The sequence below is a fragment of the Chitinophagales bacterium genome (assembly GCA_019638515.1).
Lineage (GTDB): Bacteria > Bacteroidota > Bacteroidia > Chitinophagales > LD1 > UBA7692.
On sequence record JAHBTS010000005.1, the window covers coordinates 83,083 to 101,015 of the forward strand.

The following is a 17,933-nucleotide window of genomic DNA, read 5'->3' on the forward strand; positions in this document are numbered from 1 at the left end:
CGGTTTTTTAATTTTAAAACACCTCTTGTTATGAAAGGAACTTGGATACTTGTAATGCTGTTAGGTACTTTAGGTAGCGCAATTGCACAGCAGCAAACCCAACTTTGCGGCACCGATGAATACAGTTTTGAAATGTATAAAAATCACCCGCATTTACAGTCGGTTATGCAGCAAAAACGCAGCGAGCTAAAGCAGCATACAGCCAATTACATACAAAATATAGGAGCGGGTAGAGGTGCAGATTCCGTATTGATAGTGCCGGTTGTTGTTCATGTTATTCATAATTATGGTGTGGAAAATATTAGCGAGGCACAAGTGCTGAATGGATTAGAAATTTTGAATAGAAACTTTAGAAACCAGCATCCGGATACAGGAAATATTGAAACTGCATACAAGCCAATTGCTGCCGATTGCGAAATAGAATTTAGGTTGGCTCAAAAAGATCCCAATGGCAACTGCACCAATGGTATCAATAGAATAGCATCTCCGCTTACTGCTATTGGCGACCATAGTGTAAAAAGTTTGGTGCATTGGGATCCTACTAAATACTTGAATGTGTATGTGGTAAAGCAAATTGCAGGGCTTGCCGGACATTGCCTAATGCCCGACCAAGCTGCTGCTAAGCCCGAGTGGGATGGCATTGTTGTTGCTCATGCTTATTTTGGAAATATCGGAACTTCTTCAGAGTTGCGCTCGGTAGCATTTCCACATGAAGTAGGGCACTATCTAAACCTATTTCATATTTGGGGAGGTAATAATGTGCCCGGCTATATCTTTTTGCCCAATGGGCAACAGAGCAATTGCGGAGTGGGCGATGACGTTGCAGACACACCTCCAACAATAGGCTGGAGTGTATGCTCTTCGTCTAATGCTTCGTGTGGCAATACGGTAGATAATTACCAAAATGCAATGGATTATACGTATTGCAACTTTATGTTTACCGAAGGGCAAAAACAGCGGATGCGGGCATGTTTACGTTCTCCGGTAGCCGGAAGAAGCAACTTGATTTCTACAGCCAATTTATATGCAACCGGAGTGGTAAATGCCGATACATTTTGCGTGGCACGCACAGCGGCATCTACACAATATGCTTGTGTTGGCGATACCATTAGTTTCTTCGATAAATCGCTATCGGGAGCCGATGCTTGGGAATGGAATTTTGGTGATGGAAGTATTTCGTATGAGCAGCATCCTAAATATGCGTATTTTACTGAAGGAAACTTAAATGTGGTATTGAAAGCATCTAAAAATGGTGTGCAATTGCAAAGTGTACCCTTGCCAATTACTATTTCCAATTTGGTGCCGCCAACCAATTTTGTGCAAACCTTTGAAGTGATAAACAACTTTGGCGAAAGCGGCCTATTTGTGTCGAAGGAGAATGAAAGTATATCGCTGAATGTGTTGCCAAACGTGGGATATGGCAGCGCAAAGTGCGGAGGATTTCTGTTGCCCGATACTATGAAGTATTCAGGAAAAACTTCGCTTACCTCGCCTGCATTAGATGTGAGCAGCACGCCTAATGCAGCTCTTCAATTCAATTATTACTTTACCCAAAAGAAGTTGAATAGCAACGATGTTTTAGAAGTTTCATTTTCGAGCGATTGCGGGAAAAAATGGATAAGCCAAGTTAAATTGAGTGGAGCATCATTAAGAACAGTTCAAACTGAAGTTCAAAATGAACAGAATTACACCTCCGATACTTTGCAGTGGAAAACAATTTTAGTGCCGCTGCCTCCGGCATTTAGAACATCGGCATTTAGATTCAAAATAGACTACACAAACTTTTATGGAAACAACTTGTTGATAGATAACATTAACATCAACCCGGAATTATACACTTCAATTAAAGAGATTAGCGAAAACGATTTCTCAATTTTTCCTAATCCTGTAAACAGCGAAATAAGAATTAAAACTTCGCTCCCAAATTGTAAGGTGCAGATAACAGACATATTTGGAAAAGAGATTCTGTATCAGAATGCACAGAAAGTAGATGTTATTGACGTTTCATATTTATCGTCAGGTATTTACTTTATTACACTTTTCAGTGAAAACAAGATGAGGGTGAAGAAATTTAACAAGTACTAATATTCCCCAATTATTATACAACTATTGCCTATTTTATTCCTTCTTATACCTTTGGGCGGCTTTAAATTTACAGATGAAAAAAAATTGTATTCTAACTTTTTTATTTGCTGTACTTGCAGTGAGTAGTATAGCACAAATTCGGTGTGGCTTTGGGGAGGCAAATACCTACATGCGCCAACACGATGCTAATTACGAAAGAGCAATGCAGGAGCGCGTTCAGCAGTTTGAGCAGCTTAGAATGCAGGGTGTGTTAGATCAACATCAAAATGCAAGCAGAGCAGTACGCACTATTCCGGTGGTAGTGCATGTGGTGCTGCCTTCAAATTTGCAAAGTACCGTTACCGATGCTCAAATACAGCAGATGGTAAACTACATGACAGAAGATTTTAGATTGCTGAATCCAAGTTATGCTTCGCAAACTAGAACTTATTTTAAGCAATTTGCCAAAGATGCAGAGATTGAATTCTGCTTGGCAAAAAGAGACCCGAACGGTGCTGCAACTACAGGTATTACTAGAACAAATACTACCGTTTCGTGCTATAATCCCGATACCAATCCAAATGATATGAAAACAACCAATGGTGGTGGTAAAGCCCCTTGGCAGCAAACTAAATATTTGAATATTTGGATAGTAGATTTATGTGGAAGTTCTACAAGTGGCACAGCAGGATATGCTTATTTGCCTACTACCGGTGTGGTAGGAAATTACATTGATGGAATAGTTTTAGATTATCAATTAGGCTTTGGAAGTGGCAGCCGTGCTGCTTCGCACGAAGCAGGGCATTACTTGGGCTTAGGCCATACTTGGGGAGAACTTAGCAGCAATGCGTGTGGTAATGTGTTTCCTGATACGGATGATGGTTTTTCGGATACACCGGATTCAAAAGGACCCAATTTTGGTTGCTCGGCAGTTACTTCTTGCTCCAACAATTCTCCCAGTGGCGATATGTTGGAAAACATCATGGATTATTCAAGCTGCCCTACCATGTTTACAACACAGCAGGCTAACTTTATGAACTTGGTGCTAAATGGAGGACCATTTTCAAGTCCATTTAATACGTATGGTTTTGCTTCCAGAGCATCTTTGGTAACTAATAATTCAGGTTGTGTAACCACCGGAGCGCCCATTGCCGATTTTACTGCTAGTGCTACCAATATTTGTGTTGGGCAAACTGTTACATTCACTAATAATACGAATGGAACAGCTCCACTTACTTATTCATGGAGTTTCCAAGGTGGCAATCCTGCAACATCCAGCGCTACCAATCCGCAGGTTACATACCCAACTGCAGGAACTTACAGCGTTACACTTACTGCAACCAATAGCAATGGCAGCAACCAGGCTGTAAAAACAGGATATATTACCGTTTCGGGAGTGCAAGCATTACCAATGAGTGAAGGGTTTGAATCTACTACATTTCCTCCAACAGGATGGGTTTTGAACAATCCGGATGCAGGCATAACATGGGTAAGAACAGCCTCGGCAAGTGGATATAGCCAATCTTCGGCTTCAACTTATTTGAATTGCTATAGCTACAACGCTGCCAATCAGCGCGATTGGTTGATTACGCCCAATTACAACTTTTCGGGTGTTACTTCCGGTAGGTTGAAATTCGATTATGCTTATGCACGCTACTCAACCAGTTCTACCGATTCGTTGGCAGTTATGTATTCTACCGATTGTGGCGCTACATGGACGCAACTTTGGAAAAAGGGAGGTTCTAGTTTACAAACAAGAACTACCACCACTACTTCTAATTTCCAGCCATCTTCTACGCAGTGGAAAACAGACTCCATTACACTTACTACAGGCATAGCCGGCAATAGTTCTGTTCGCTTTGCCTTTGTTGGTATCAACAATTATGGAAACAACATGTATTTGGATAATATAAACATATACAATGTTGGCACGGTTACGCCACAGGTTCCGGTAGTAGATTTTGTTGGTGCGCCAACTACAGTAGTGGTAGGCAATTCGGTGGCATTTACAGATCTTTCTACCAATACACCAACTTCATGGGCATGGTCTTTTGCAGGTGGCACACCATCAAGTTCTACCACTCAAAATCCAACTGTTACTTACAATACTGTTGGGCAATATAATGTTACGCTTACAGCTACTAACACAGCAGGTAGTTCAACTCCGCTTACTAAAACAGCATATATTATAGTAGTGAATCCACCTTCGGGCGGCAGCGGTTGCGATACACTAAGCAATGTGCCAAATGATACTACTGCTTCGGTGTATAACTATCCTTTTGGTAGCGGTTATGTATCGGGCAATAATAGCGATGGCGATTTGGCTAAGGCCGAGCGCTTTTTAAATAATAAGCAAGTTACCATATCGGGAGCATACATATTTGTGTATGGAAAGTCAGCCTCACCCGGTTCTAAATCTGTAACATTTGCAGTATGGGATAATTCAGGAACCGGAGGCGCACCGGGGGCAACTCCAATTGCAACAACCACTTATCCTTTGGCACAGTTAATAAGCACAAATGGTAACTTTATTTATGTACCGTTTAATACTAATCCCACAGTGTCTTCTAATTTTTATGTAGGTGTGATACTTCCTACCATTGCGGGCGATACAATTGCACTAGTAACCACTAGCAATAATGCTGCCTATAAGGATTCATTATATGGATGGGAGCGGTATGCAAATGGAACATGGGGTAGTTATTCAGCTATTTATTCGCAATACAATGCCGGTTTCTCAAACATCGTTTATCCGGTTATTTGTTCAACAGCTGTAGCTCCTCCGGTGGCAAAGTTCACTGCTAATAAAACTTCTATTTGCGTTGGGCAGCAAGTTACATTTACCGATAAAAGTACGGGTGGTGCTACTGCGTGGAGTTGGACTTTCGGTATTGGTAGCACACCTCAAGCTTCGAATGCACAGAATCCAACTGTTACTTTTAATAATGTTGGCACCTATACTGTAAAACTTACTGCTTCTAATGCTAATGGTAGTGACGATACTACTATTTCTAACTATATTACCGTAAATGCTCCGCCAACAGCACCTTTGGCAATACTGCCTGTAAACTGTTATGGTGAACAAAATGGTGGAGCCAAAGTTACGGCAAGTGGTAATGGGCCATTTACATATGCATGGAGTTCTGGAGGTACATCTGATAGTATTATGAATAAAGCAGGTGGTAGCTACACGGTAACTGTAACCGATTCAAAAGGCTGCACCGTTACGGCAAATGCACTTATTCCTCAACCGCTGGCGCCTCTTACTGTATCGGTTTCTATAACCGATGCTGTTTGTGGTTTAAACAACGGCAGTGCTCAAGCTGCGGCTACAGGTGGAAATGGCAATAATACCTTCCAATGGAGCAACGGCCAATCCGGAACAACCATAGATTCTTTATTGCCGGGTTCTTACACGGTTACAGTAACCGATGCACATAGCTGTAGTGTGGTAAGTACCAAAACTGTAAATAATTTGCCGGGCGATTTATCGGTAACGGTAAATACCTCTACCTCTACATGCGGACAAGCGAATGGAACTGCATTTGCCTCGGCAGTAACAGGAGGTACCACCACCATAGTTTCGCATCAGTGGAGCAATAATGCTTCCGGCAGTTCCATAACTGGCTTGGTAGCAGGTACATATTCAGTTACTGTAACCAACAGTTTAGGATGCACGGCTACTGCCACCGGTATTGTTACCGATAGTAGCGATTTATCTGTTGTAATTTCTTCTAAAACACAACCTAGCACAGCCGGAGCGCTTGATGGCTCCTTAACTGCAACTACATCGGGCGGCTCGCCAACTATTACTTTGGAATGGAGCAATGGAGTAATAGGAGTAAGCAATACGGGAATTGGAGCCGGAGTTTATACCGTTACAGCTACCGATGCCAATGGTTGCAAAGCCATAGCAATAGATAGTTTAGTAAATCCAACCATGTCTTCAATAAAAGATATTACCGGAGCACTACATTTGGTGGTATATCCAAACCCATCTAAAGATGCAATTTGGGTTTCTACCAATGCCGAAGGAATGGCTACTATTGCCATTGCTAATGTGTTGGGTCAAGTAATGATTCATGAAAAAATGCAAGAAGGTCAGCATTTGAAATCAATAGATATTTCTATGTTGCCGGAAGGTGTTTATTATCTTACCTACGCTACAGCCAACTATAGAACTACCACCGCTTTTGTAAAAAAATAAATTCTAAAGAACAACATCTGTAATGAAAAAGATTTTTCTGGCAGCTTCGGTTGCATTGTCGTTAGTTGTGCAAGCACAACACTTTTGTGGCACCGATGAATACATTCAAAAAAGGGCAGCTTCAAGTGCAGAGTTTGCTAGGCAGCGCGATGAGATGTTTCAACAAATGGAAGCATTTAGAACTACACCTAAACCTGCAGCAAGAGCGGGGCAAAGTGTTATATATATACCGGTGGTTTTTCACATTATTCATAATGGAAAAGCTTATGGCGTAGGCGAAAATATTTCTGATGAGCAGGTGCTTTCGCAAATAGATGCCCTTAACAGAGACTTTGCTCTTATGGCTGCCGATACTGTAAATATCCCTGCTGAGTTTAAGCCTTTAGCAACTAATACTTACATACAGTTTTGTATGGCGAAGTTTGATCCGCAAGGCAATCCTACCACAGGTATTGAGCGTATTGTATATTCTAATAAAGCAACATGGGATACCGAAAATGATATTGATGGAGTGCTGAAACCGGCAACCATTTGGGATAGAAGAAAATACTTGAATATTTGGAGTTGTAATTTTGGTGGCACCTTAAAAAGCCAAGGTGTTTTAGCTTATGCAACCTTACCTTACTTTACCGATAACCAAACCGATGGGGTTGTTTCGCGCCATAATGCTATTGGTACTGTAGGAACACTACTTTCAAGCCAAAGAGGTGGCAGAACCGTAGTACACGAAGTGGGGCACTGGCTAGGTTTGTTGCATATTTGGGGCAATACCGCAGGTTGCTACGATGGTACTTACAACTCTACCGATTTTGTGGACGATACTCCGGATCAAGACGATAAGTATTTTGGTTGCCCAAGTTATCCTCAGTATTCATGCGGTACTTCTAATATGTTTATGAACCACATGGATTACTCCGATGACAATTGTCGCAATATGTTTACAATAGGGCAAGCGGATGTAATGTACGGCACTGTTAGCCAAGGTGGGCAGCGCGCTTCTATTAGAAATTCAATATCAAATTGCTTTTATGATTTAGATGGAGCAGTAAAAACAGTATTGCTTCCTACCGATACAATTTGCAATTTAAACTTTAAACCGGTAGTAAAGGTTAAGAACGAAGGCGTAACCACCATCATAAATGCGACTATCTATTACAGAATTGATAATGGTTCTTTCGATTCGCTTCCATTCAATAGGCAATTGCTTATTCAGGAAGAAGCGTTTGTTACCTTGCCGTTACAATCTGTAACCGCGGGCAATCATACGCTTACAGTTACCTTCGAAAGACCCAATGGCGTAAGTTTAGACAGTTATCCAGCCAACGATGAACTTACAGTTAATTTCTATGCTTACGATGGTGGTTTTGCATTGCAAGCACCACTTGTTGAAGATTTTGAAATGGGCGCATTTCCACCAACCAATTGGCTTATAGATAATAAGGGAAATGCCAATACCTGGGATTTGGCTTCTTCCAGCGGTTACGAAGTTGGTAGTTATGGAGCAGTTATCAATAACTTAAATTACACTTCAAATCCAAACGGAGCTAAAGATGCTTTAATTACCGATGATTACGATGTTTCAAATGTGGGATTACCAAACTTGAAATTCGATTTGGCATATTGCCGCGTAAACAACAACCGCCAAGATTCATTAGCCGTATATTATTCATTCGATTGTGGCATGCAATGGAATTTAGTATATAGAAGCGGAGGAACTACCATGGCTACCGCTCCGGATCAAAATGCATTCTTTGTGCCAACTTCAAACCAGTGGAAAACGGTTACAGTTTCGCTGCCATCTACGATTGGCCAAAACAAAGTGCGTTTTAAATTTGAAAATATTTCAGGTTGGGGCAATGCATTGTACTTAGATAATATCAATATAGATGGCACTCCAATTTCAGGTATTGAAGAGAAGAGTAATAAGGTGGAAGTAAGTGTATTCCCTAACCCTGCCGGAAACTTTGCTTACATTTCTTTGCCTGTGGTACATCCATTTACACAGTTGGAGGTGTATAATGCCGTAGGGCAAAAAGTAGCATCGCAAGCTATCTTTCAGCGTGTGGTGGAGTTGAATACAAATTCGCTTACCACCGGAACTTATTTTGTTCGCTTGCTGGGCGAAAATGCCAGCCAAATTCAACCAATTGTAATTAGTAAATAATTTATTGTAATGAAGAAAATTTTAGGCGCTGCCGCTGTTTGCAGCATGTTATTATCTACAGAAACCTTTGCGCAGCAGCACCGCCACAAGTGTGGCGCTACCGATGTTGAAAAAGCAATGGAAGTAGCACATCCGGGGTACCTGCAAGCTGTAAAAACTGCTTTTTTAAAAGCTAAACAAAATGCAGCATTTAAGGAAGCACAGCGCAGTAATGCTCCCGATACCGTTTATAGAATACGCACTGTGGTACATGTGGTTTATACCAAGCCGGAAGAAAATTTAGACGACTCAATTATTCTATCGCAAATTGATGTTCTAAATGAAGATTACCGCAGACGTAATGCCGATACTGTAAATACGCGCTCTGTGTTTCAGGAATTTGCAGCCGATGCAGGTATTGAATTTTTCTTGGCCGATACCGACCCTGATGGAAACCCCACTACCGGAATTACACATACGCAAGGAAGCCCACCACCAAGTATTTTTGGCGGTTTTGGCGCTAACGATGAGGTAAAAAGTCAATCAACAGGTGGTGTAAATGCTTGGCCTACAGACCGCTATTTCAATATCTGGGTTTGCGATATCATGGGCGGTTTAGGCGTATTGGGATATGCATATCCTCCGGCAGCACCACTGCCTAATTGGGGAAGTCAGAACCCTAATGCAGATTCATCTAAGCAAGGAGTGGTATTGTATTACAAAGCAGTAGGTCGCAATAACCCTTATGCAATCGACAGTACCGTAAATGGCGGAAGAAGCGCTACACACGAAGCAGGGCATTATTTTGGATTAAGACATATTTGGGGCGATGACCAATCGTTTTTAGGCCCCGGAAATAAATGTGCTGGCGACCAAGGTGGTGGCGAAGATGGTATTGACGATACTCCGGATGCAAAAGACGCATCGCAGCAAACTTGCGATACCACCAAAAATACTTGTCCGGATCCCAATATGTTGCAAGACTATCCCGATATGGTTGAAAACTATATGGATTACAGTAGCGATGATTGCTTAAATATGTTTACCAATGGACAAGTAGCGTTAATGCGTGAAGTAATTAGATTGTATCGCCCGGGTATTGCAGAAAAAGTACCCAATGTGGCTGCTTCCATTAAACAAGTGCGCTATGCTGCCGATGTAAAAATTTCTCCCAATCCGGCCAAAAACGAAATTTGGGTAGAAGTACCTGCAAACGAAAGCAATGTTTCCATACAAATACTTTCGGTAGAAGGTAAGTTGGTACAAACGGTACAAACATCTATTGCCCGCACAAACATAAATGTTGCAGGACTACAACAAGGCGTGTATTTTCTTGCCGTTGGCAACAGTAATTTTTCAACGGTTAAGAGAATTGTAATTGCCGAATAATAAGGTAACTTTCGGCTCGTTTTATTTACCTCTTTGTACATTATGGTTGAAAAGAATGCTGCCTATTATATTGAATTAGAAGAAAAGCACGGAGCGCATAATTATCATCCGCTTCCGGTAGTTTTAGAAAAAGGTTTAGGAGTTTATTTATGGGATGTGGAAGGAAAAAGGTACTTCGATTTTCTTTCTGCTTATAGTGCCGTAAACCAAGGGCATTGCCATCCGCTTATAGTTAAAGCCTTGCAAGAACAAGCGCAGAAACTTACGCTAACCTCAAGAGCTTTTTTCAATAATAAATTGGGGGAATACGAAAAGTATATTACTACCTACTTTGGCTACGATAAGGTGTTACCTATGAATACCGGAGTAGAAGGAGGGGAAACCGCTATTAAATTGGCAAGGCGCTGGGGCTATCGTGTAAAAAATATCAAGGAAAACAAAGCCACCGTGGTATTTGCACAAGGAAACTTTTGGGGGCGCACCATGAGTGCCATTTCTGCTTCTACCGACCCTTCGAGCTATAAAGATTTTGGACCGTATATGCCGGGCTTTGAGTTAGTGCCTTACAATAATTTGAAGGCATTAGAAGAGGCGCTCAAAAATAAGCATGTATGTGCATTTATGGTAGAGCCTATTCAGGGCGAAGCTGGTGTAGTGGTTCCTAAAGAGGGCTATTTAGCAAAGGCTTACGAACTGTGTAAAAAATACAATGTGCTGTTTATTGCCGATGAGGTACAAACAGGTTTATGCCGTACCGGAAGAATGCTTGCCTGCGATTACGAAGGTGTGCGCCCCGATATTTTAATTTTAGGGAAAGCACTAAGTGGCGGCACATTGCCTGTAAGTGCTGTGCTTGCCGATGATGAAGTGATGTTGCAAATACAACCGGGCGAACATGGTTCTACTTATGGCGGCAATCCATTGGCTTGCGCTGTAGCAACGGTAGCGCTGCAAGTGCTTAAAGATGAAGGATTGGCGCAAAACGCTTTTTACCTAGGCAACTATTTCCGCCAGCAAATGGATAAATTTAAATCGCCACTTATTAAAGAAGTGCGTGGCAAAGGTTTGTTGAATGCCATTGTGGTAAATTCAAAGAAAAAGAATGTGGCATGGGAGATATGCCTGCAACTCAAAGAAAATGGTTTGCTTGCTAAACCAACTCACGATTATATTATACGCTTAGCACCTCCACTTACTATTACCAAAGATGAGTTAGACCAAAGCATCGGTATTATTCAAAAAGTATTTAAGGGCTTTAAGGTTTAGAAGAGGTTGCTTGCAATTCTTAGAGTTAGTGGGTGTATAAGAAGATTGAAATAAATACAGCACCTACAATGCTGTTGTATAATTTATTCTTCTGTATAGCTTTTCATGCACAATTGTGGAAACCTAACATACATAAAACAGCTGCTATGCTTAGCTTCGCCACAAACTATGAGTGAAGAAATAGAAAACATCAACCAAGAGGCAGACGATGCCATTCATGTAGATGGAATGTTCAAAAATTGGTTTTTGGATTATGCCAGTTATGTAATTCTTGAACGTGCCGTTCCTGCCATAGAAGATGGTTTAAAACCCGTGCAGCGTAGAATTTTGCACGCCCTAAACGAAATGGATGACGGGCGCTTTAATAAAGTAGCAAACGTAATTGGGCAAACCATGCAGTACCACCCGCATGGCGATGCCAGTATTGGCGATGCACTAGTAAATATTGGGCAGAAGGAATTGCTATTCGATATTCAGGGAAACTGGGGCGATATTCGCACCGGAGATGCCGCAGCCGCTCCTCGTTATATAGAAGTTCGCCTTTCTAAATTTGCAAAAGAAGTAGCCTTTAATCCGCAAACTACCACATGGCAACTCAGTTACGATGGCAGAAAAAAAGAGCCGGTTGCCCTGCCCATGAAATTCCCACTTGTAATTTCGCAAGGTGCCGATGGTATTGCCGTGGGGCTTTCAACCAAAATATTGCCACATAATTTTATAGAACTTTGCAAAGGTTCCATAGATGTTTTAAAAGGAAAAAAGACTAAGCTGTACCCAGATTTTCCAACAGGCGGTTTTGTAGATGTAAGTGAATACAACAGCGGAGCACGCGGAGGAAAAGTAAAAGTACGCGCCAAAATAGACGCTGTAGATAAAAAGAATCTAATTATTACAGAAATACCTTTTTCTACCACCACAGGCTCACTCATAGAAAGTATTCTAAAGGCCAACGATAAGGGCAAAATAAAAATTAAGAAGATAACAGATAATACCGCCAAGTTTGTAGAGTTGAATATAGAGCTACAAGCGGGAGTAGATGCCGATAAAACCATAGATGCCCTATACGCATTTACCGATTGTGAAGTAAGCATAAGTACCAATGCTTGTGTAATAGAAAACGAAAGACCAATTTTTACAACCGTAGATGAAATTCTTAAAAAAAGCACCGAGCAAACCAAAGAATTACTTACCCGCGAGTTGGAAATAAGGCAGGTAGAATTGAACGAAGCATGGCACTTTGCCTCGCTCGAAAAAATATTTATTGAAAAGAGAATCTACCGCGATATTGAAGAAGCCGAAACTTTTGAAGATGTAATTCTTAGGATAGATAAAGGACTGCAGCCCTATAAAAAGTTGTTTAAAAGAACGATTACACAAGAAGATATTCTAAAACTTACAGAAATAAAAATAAAGCGAATATCAAAGTACGACTCTTTTAAGGCCAACGATGAAATTAAGAAAATAGAAGAAGGACTGGCGCAGGTAGCATACGATTTGGAGCATATAACAGATTTTTCTATTACCTATTTTGAAAACTTAATAAAGAAATACAGCAAAGGCAGAGAGCGCAAAACAGAAATACGTGGCTTCGAAAATATTGAAGTAAAAGCAGTAGTATTTAATAATGCAAAACTCTATGTAAACCGTGCCGAAGGCTTTGCTGGGAGCGGCTTAAAGAAAGATGAATTCGTATGCGATTGCTCCGATATAGACGACATTATTGCCTTTACCCGTAGTGGGAAAATGATGGTCTTTAAAATTGAAGACAAGAAATTTATAGGTAAAGAAATTATACATATTGCCGTTTGGAAAAAAGGCGATGACCGCACTGCTTACAATATGGCGTATTACGATGGCACAAGTAAGCGCACCTTTGTAAAACGCTTTAATGTAACCTCTATCACACGCAGCACAGAATACGATTTAACACAAGGCTCCTCCGGTAGCAAAGTGCTATATTTTACTGTAAACCCCAACAGCGAAAGCGAAGTAGTGCGCGTGCAGTTGCATCCCAATTCCGCAGCCAGAATAAAAGAGTTTGATTTCGATTTTGGAAGCATTGATATAAAGGGACGGCAGGCACAAGGCAACATACTTACCAAATTTCCGATACGCAAAATAGATTTAAAAGAAAAAGGTTCTTCCAGCATTGGCGGTTTAAAAATTTGGTTCGATGCAGAATATGGTCGCCTTAACCGCGATGAAAAAGGCAAATACCTTGGTGAATTCGATACTGGCGATAAAATATTAGTTGCCTATAAAGATGGCAATGTGGAGCTTACCGATTTTGAACTCACCAACCGATATGAGCCCAACGATGTAATGTTGGTTGAAAAATTTGCGCCCGAAGGAAATTATAGTGTGGTGTATTTCGATGGTAGTAGCAAAAATTGGTATGTAAAGCGCTTTAAAATTGAGTTGAAATCAGAGAAAGTAAAATCAAGCATTATTACAGATCATAAAGATAGTAAGCTAGCAATATTCAGTAGCGCCACCGCTCCGGTTGCTAAGTTCAATATCTTAAAAGGAAAAGATAAAGAGAAGTACGAAGTGGAGCAGCCGCTTGCCGATATTGTAGATATAAAAGGTTGGAAAGCACTAGGCAACCGATTAACCCAGTTTGTAGTAACAGGAAAAATTACAGATGTTACACCCGAAGAAGTAGTTTCCGAAACCGAAATAAATGTAGGCGATACCATTGAATGGGAAATAGATGGCAAAGCAGGAAAGAAAGGTGAACAAGGCGGTTTGTTCTAAAGATTGTTTATGTCGAGTATGCTAATATTGTTATCGTAATTCCTGCACTGCAATGTTGGGATAATCGGTAATAACACCATCGCAACCGATGGCTTTCATACGTTTCATCTTTTTGCGTTTGTTTACCGTCCACGGAATAACTTTAATACCCAGTTGGTGACATTTTTTTACGGTACTTTTAGACGTAAGTAAGTAAAGCGGGCTGTAAATGGTAGGAGCAAACTTCAATTTGTTTAAACTACTTTTTGCGCCACCTATGTTTACAGATAAAAGTGCCTGTGGCATAAAGCAATTCAATTCTTTAAGTGTATGTAAAATACGCATATCAAACGATTGGATATAGCTGCGCTGCGCTACATTTTTTTCTTTAATAACTTGATACACCAAAGATGTAAAAAGCTCAGGTTCCGGATGGTGTTTGTTGTCGCCCTTTTTGGTAGATTTTATTTCTATATTGTAATGCGGCAATGCAATATTGGCGCTTGCTGCAAAGGCTTCTATGCTATCAAAAACTTCGCTGAGTAGGGGCTTATAGGCATGAAATTTTTCTTGCTCGGGAAAGCGCTTATGGTGTTTGCTGCCACAGTCGTATTGCTGCACTTCCCGATAGGTCATTTTATAGATATTGAATTTCGATTTATTCTTGGTTACATTGTTGCAAATATGGTTGCCAATCCACCAATCGTGGCTTACAATTACTTGGCTGTCGCTGGTTATTACCACATCTAGTTCTATGGTGTTGGCACCCATTTTTAATGCTTCTATAAACCCGCGAATGGTGTTTTCGGGATAAAGCCCACGCGCACCGCGATGCCCTTGTATGTTAAATGCCGATGTTTGGTTATATGCCCACAGGCTAATGCTCAGCAATAGGAAAGTGCTAATCTGTTTCATGCTTCTTACAAGTCTTCGTATTCGTATATTTCATCAATATGAGTTCCGGGAGGCATGTCGTATATATTGCGCAGTAAACCATCTTTAAGGTCGTACACCCAGCCGTGCAAGTGTGGCTGTTGCTGGTATTTCCACGCTTTTTGTATGATGGAGGTTTTTGCCAAATTAAAAAGTTGCTCTTTTACATTTAGTTCTACCATTCTGTTTACCCTTAACTCTTCATCGGCAATGGCATTTATCTCGTTTCGATGGATTCTGTACACGTCTTTTATGTTTCTAATCCATTTGTTTATGATGCCGAAATTTTGCCTGCTCATGGCGGCTTTTACGCCACCGCAACCATAGTGTCCGCATACGATTATGTGTTTTACTTTTAGTATTTCTACTGCGTATTGCAATACACTAAGTAGGTTTAAATCTGTGTTTACTACCATGTTTGCAATGTTGCGGTGTACGAATATTTCGCCCGATTTTGTGCCGGTAATTTCATTGGCAGGAATGCGGCTATCGGAGCAGCCAATCCATAAAAAATCGGGTTTTTGTACGCTTACCAAGCGTAGGAAATAGTCGGGGTCGTTGGTAGTTTTATTGGTAGCCCAGTTTTTATTATCGAGTAATAGTTTTTCGTACGATTTCATGTGCTTTGTTTTTTATGAAAGAGTGTGGCAAGCCTATGCAATGAAATAAAAAAAGCGCAATTTTTAAACTGCGCTTTTAGTTATTTAAGATGCTGTTGGTTGATTATTGGTCTCTGTTGCGGAGGCCGCTGTTTGGGTGGCTTGCTCTTGGGTTTCAGTTTCGGGTTTATCAAAAGGGCGTTTACCAATCAAGCGTTCCAAATCGTCTTTAAAAAGAACTTCTTTTTGCAATAACTCTTGTGCTAAGAGTTCCATTTCGCTGCGCTTATCTGTAAGTAGTTTTTGTGCACGTTGGTATTGAAGTTCAATTATTTTGCGAGCTTCATCGTCAATTAGCTTTGCTGTTTCATCGGAGTATGGTTTGGTAAAGCCGGCTCCTTGTTGCATCATATCGTAAAAGCTGATGTTTCCTACTTTATCGTTCATTCCAAAAATGCTTACCATCGCATAAGCAATGCGGGTTACATGGTCTAAATCGTTTTGTGCTCCGGTAGAAATTCTATCGAACATTACTTTTTCTGCGGCTCTTCCACCGAGTGTCATACACATACGGTCGAGCATTTCTTCGGTAGTTTCTAAATACTTTTCTTTAGGTAAGTACTGTGCATAGCCGAGTGCTGCTACACCGCGCGGCACAATAGATACTTTTACCAAAGGGTGGGCGTGTTCTAAAAACCAACCGCATACGGCATGCCCCGCTTCGTGGTAGGCAATTATTTTTTTCTCATCGGGCGAAATGAGTTTATTCTTTTTCTCTAAGCCGCCTATGGTTCTGTCTATGGCATCATTAAAGTCTTCCATTTCTATTTGCTGCTTGTCTTTGCGTGCAGCAATTAAGGCGGCTTCGTTGCATATATTGGCGATATCTGCACCGGCAAAACCGGGTGTTTGTGCAGCCAATTTATGTGCATCTACGGTAGGTGCGGTTTTAATATTTTTCAAGTGAACTTTAAAGATTTGTTCACGCCCAACTAAGTCGGGTTTGTCAATACTAATAACTCTATCGAAGCGGCCCGGGCGCAATAGCGCAGTATCTAAAATATCTTGGCGGTTGGTGGCGGCAATAATAATAACGCCTTTTTCGCTGCTAAAACCATCCATTTCTACCAGCAATTGGTTGAGCGTATTTTCGCGCTCATCGTTGCTGTTCATTATGTTTTTGCCTCTTGCTCTTCCAATGGCATCAATTTCGTCTATAAAAATAATACAAGGGGCTTTTTCTCTTGCTTGGCGGAATAAATCGCGCACGCGCGAAGCTCCAACTCCCACAAACATTTCAACAAAGTCGGAACCGCTAATAGAAAAGAACGGTACTTTTGCTTCGCCTGCCATTGCTTTGGCAATAAGGGTTTTACCTGTTCCTGGAGGCCCAACCAGTAATGCTCCTTTTGGAATTTTACCGCCCAAGGTGGCGTATTTCTGTGGATTCTTTAAGAAGTTTACTATTTCTTGTACTTCAACTTTAGCTTCGTCTAATCCGGCTACATCATCGAAGGTGAGGTTTATTTTTTCGTCTTTATCAAACAGTACGGCTTTTGATTTGCCGATGTTGAAAATTTGTCCACCGGGGCCGCCCATGCCACCGGAAACTCTGCGCATAATAAATATCCAAATTCCAGCAAAAAGTAATACGGGCAATACCCAACCAATTACATCGCGCAACCAATCGTTGCGGGTTTGGTACTGCAAATCAACGGCTGCTAAATCGGGATGTTCTTTGTAAAATTCGTTTACAAAACGGTCGAAGGCATCGTTAGATGCTACGGATAAAAAGAAGTGCGGTCCTTTATTTATCATGCCGAAGCGTGTGCGCGAAATTTCTTGGTACTGTGGTTTGGCAAGTGCCGTATCGCGCAGATATACTTCTGCATATTCTTTGTTTACCACTACAATTTTTTCTACTTCATTTAACTCGAGCATTTGTTTTAGTTTTTGCTGCGAGGTTTCGGCAACTTTACTCTGGAAGTAGTTCATGTTTAGCGAAAACAGAATAAACACGCCCAACAGAATATAAACCCACAAATAATTGAACTTGGGTTCTTCGGGGCGCTTGCTTTTGGGTAGCCTTATTGGTTCTCTTTTATTCTCTTTTTTATCGTCTTTATTTTCCATGATGGTTTAAAACTATCTTTTCTAAATATTAAGTGAAGTGTGGACGACCGTAGTAGTATTTTATTTTTTAGCTACCGGACGTTTTTCTTTATGAAGCGTTCTTTTGGCATCGTGCCAAAGTTCTTCTAATTGATAGAAATCGCGCTTTTCGCGATGGAAAACATGTACCAGCACATCTGCAAAGTCAATAATTATCCATTCTGAATTTTTAACGCCTTCTTTTCTAAATGGTTTTGCTCCGTTTTCGGAAGTGTCTTTTTCTACAGCATCGGCTAAAGCCTTTACTTGCGTAGAAGAATCGCCATGTGCTACAATAAAGAAATCGGTAGGTCTGTCGCCCAAACTGCGCAGATCGAGTGTAACTACTTCATTTCCTTTTTTATCCAATAGCGCTTCTACTATAATTTTGCGCAACTTTGCCGTGGTTGGAATATCTTGCTTCGCCAATCAATTACGATTTAAA

The 17,933-nt window shown here is 41.0% G+C and carries 10 protein-coding genes; 6 read left to right on the forward strand and 4 right to left on the reverse strand.

Going from position 1 to position 17,933, the window contains the following annotated elements; genetic code table 11:
* Positions 1–30 precede the first annotated feature (30 nt).
* The 6 genes from KF872_10010 to KF872_10035 all read left to right on the forward strand — a co-directional run bounded on the left by KF872_10010 (position 31) and on the right by KF872_10035 (position 13,826).
* Positions 31–2,085: a T9SS type A sorting domain-containing protein gene (locus KF872_10010; protein MBX2903879.1), complete on the forward strand. Its 2,055-nt coding sequence runs from the start codon at positions 31–33 to the stop codon at positions 2,083–2,085.
* A gap of 118 nt (positions 2,086–2,203) precedes the next feature.
* Positions 2,204–6,271, forward strand: coding sequence for a PKD domain-containing protein (locus KF872_10015; GenBank protein MBX2903880.1), 4,068 nt, complete (start codon positions 2,204–2,206; stop codon positions 6,269–6,271).
* A gap of 22 nt (positions 6,272–6,293) precedes the next feature.
* Positions 6,294–8,435: a choice-of-anchor J domain-containing protein gene (locus KF872_10020; GenBank protein ID MBX2903881.1), complete on the forward strand. Its 2,142-nt coding sequence runs from the start codon at positions 6,294–6,296 to the stop codon at positions 8,433–8,435.
* A gap of 9 nt (positions 8,436–8,444) precedes the next feature.
* Entirely contained in the window at positions 8,445–9,803 is a 1,359-nt protein-coding gene (locus KF872_10025; GenBank protein ID MBX2903882.1) for a T9SS type A sorting domain-containing protein, read from the forward strand.
* Positions 9,804–9,845: 42 nt separating this feature from the next.
* Positions 9,846–11,069, forward strand: a complete 1,224-nt coding sequence (gene rocD / locus KF872_10030) for an ornithine--oxo-acid transaminase (GenBank protein ID MBX2903883.1) — start codon at positions 9,846–9,848, stop codon at positions 11,067–11,069.
* A 168-nt stretch (positions 11,070–11,237) separates the two neighbouring features.
* Positions 11,238–13,826 (forward strand): DNA gyrase/topoisomerase IV subunit A, encoded by a 2,589-nt coding sequence (locus KF872_10035; protein ID MBX2903884.1) that lies wholly within the window; start codon positions 11,238–11,240, stop codon positions 13,824–13,826.
* Positions 13,827–13,856: 30 nt separating this feature from the next.
* Here KF872_10035 and KF872_10040 read toward each other — a convergent pair whose 3' ends face one another.
* The 4 genes from KF872_10040 to rsfS form a co-directional block, all read right to left on the reverse strand.
* Positions 13,857–14,720, reverse strand: coding sequence for a glycerophosphodiester phosphodiesterase (locus tag KF872_10040; protein ID MBX2903885.1), 864 nt, complete (start codon positions 14,718–14,720; stop codon positions 13,857–13,859).
* 5 nt (positions 14,721–14,725) lie between these two features.
* Complete coding sequence (locus tag KF872_10045) at positions 14,726–15,358, reverse strand: carbonic anhydrase (protein MBX2903886.1); 633 nt, start codon at positions 15,356–15,358, stop codon at positions 14,726–14,728.
* 84 nt (positions 15,359–15,442) lie between these two features.
* Positions 15,443–17,470 (reverse strand): ATP-dependent zinc metalloprotease FtsH, encoded by a 2,028-nt coding sequence (ftsH, locus tag KF872_10050; GenBank protein MBX2903887.1) that lies wholly within the window; start codon positions 17,468–17,470, stop codon positions 15,443–15,445.
* A gap of 60 nt (positions 17,471–17,530) precedes the next feature.
* Positions 17,531–17,917, reverse strand: coding sequence for a ribosome silencing factor (gene rsfS / locus KF872_10055; protein MBX2903888.1), 387 nt, complete (start codon positions 17,915–17,917; stop codon positions 17,531–17,533).
* Positions 17,918–17,933: the final 16 nt, after the last annotated feature.

Bases quoted from the DNA above. Each gene is read 5' to 3' on its own strand.
- KF872_10010 (MBX2903879.1), top strand. From the start codon at position 31: ATGAAAGGAACTTGGATACTTGTAATGCTGTTAGGTACTTTAGGTAGC.
- KF872_10020 (MBX2903881.1), top strand. From the start codon at position 6,294: ATGAAAAAGATTTTTCTGGCAGCTTCGGTTGCATTGTCGTTAGTTGTG.
- KF872_10025 (MBX2903882.1), top strand. From the start codon at position 8,445: ATGAAGAAAATTTTAGGCGCTGCCGCTGTTTGCAGCATGTTATTATCT.
- rocD (MBX2903883.1), top strand. From the start codon at position 9,846: ATGGTTGAAAAGAATGCTGCCTATTATATTGAATTAGAAGAAAAGCAC.
- KF872_10035 (MBX2903884.1), top strand. From the start codon at position 11,238: ATGAGTGAAGAAATAGAAAACATCAACCAAGAGGCAGACGATGCCATT.
- KF872_10040 (MBX2903885.1), bottom strand. From the start codon at position 14,720: ATGAAACAGATTAGCACTTTCCTATTGCTGAGCATTAGCCTGTGGGCA.
- KF872_10045 (MBX2903886.1), bottom strand. From the start codon at position 15,358: ATGAAATCGTACGAAAAACTATTACTCGATAATAAAAACTGGGCTACC.
- ftsH (MBX2903887.1), bottom strand. From the start codon at position 17,470: ATGGAAAATAAAGACGATAAAAAAGAGAATAAAAGAGAACCAATAAGG.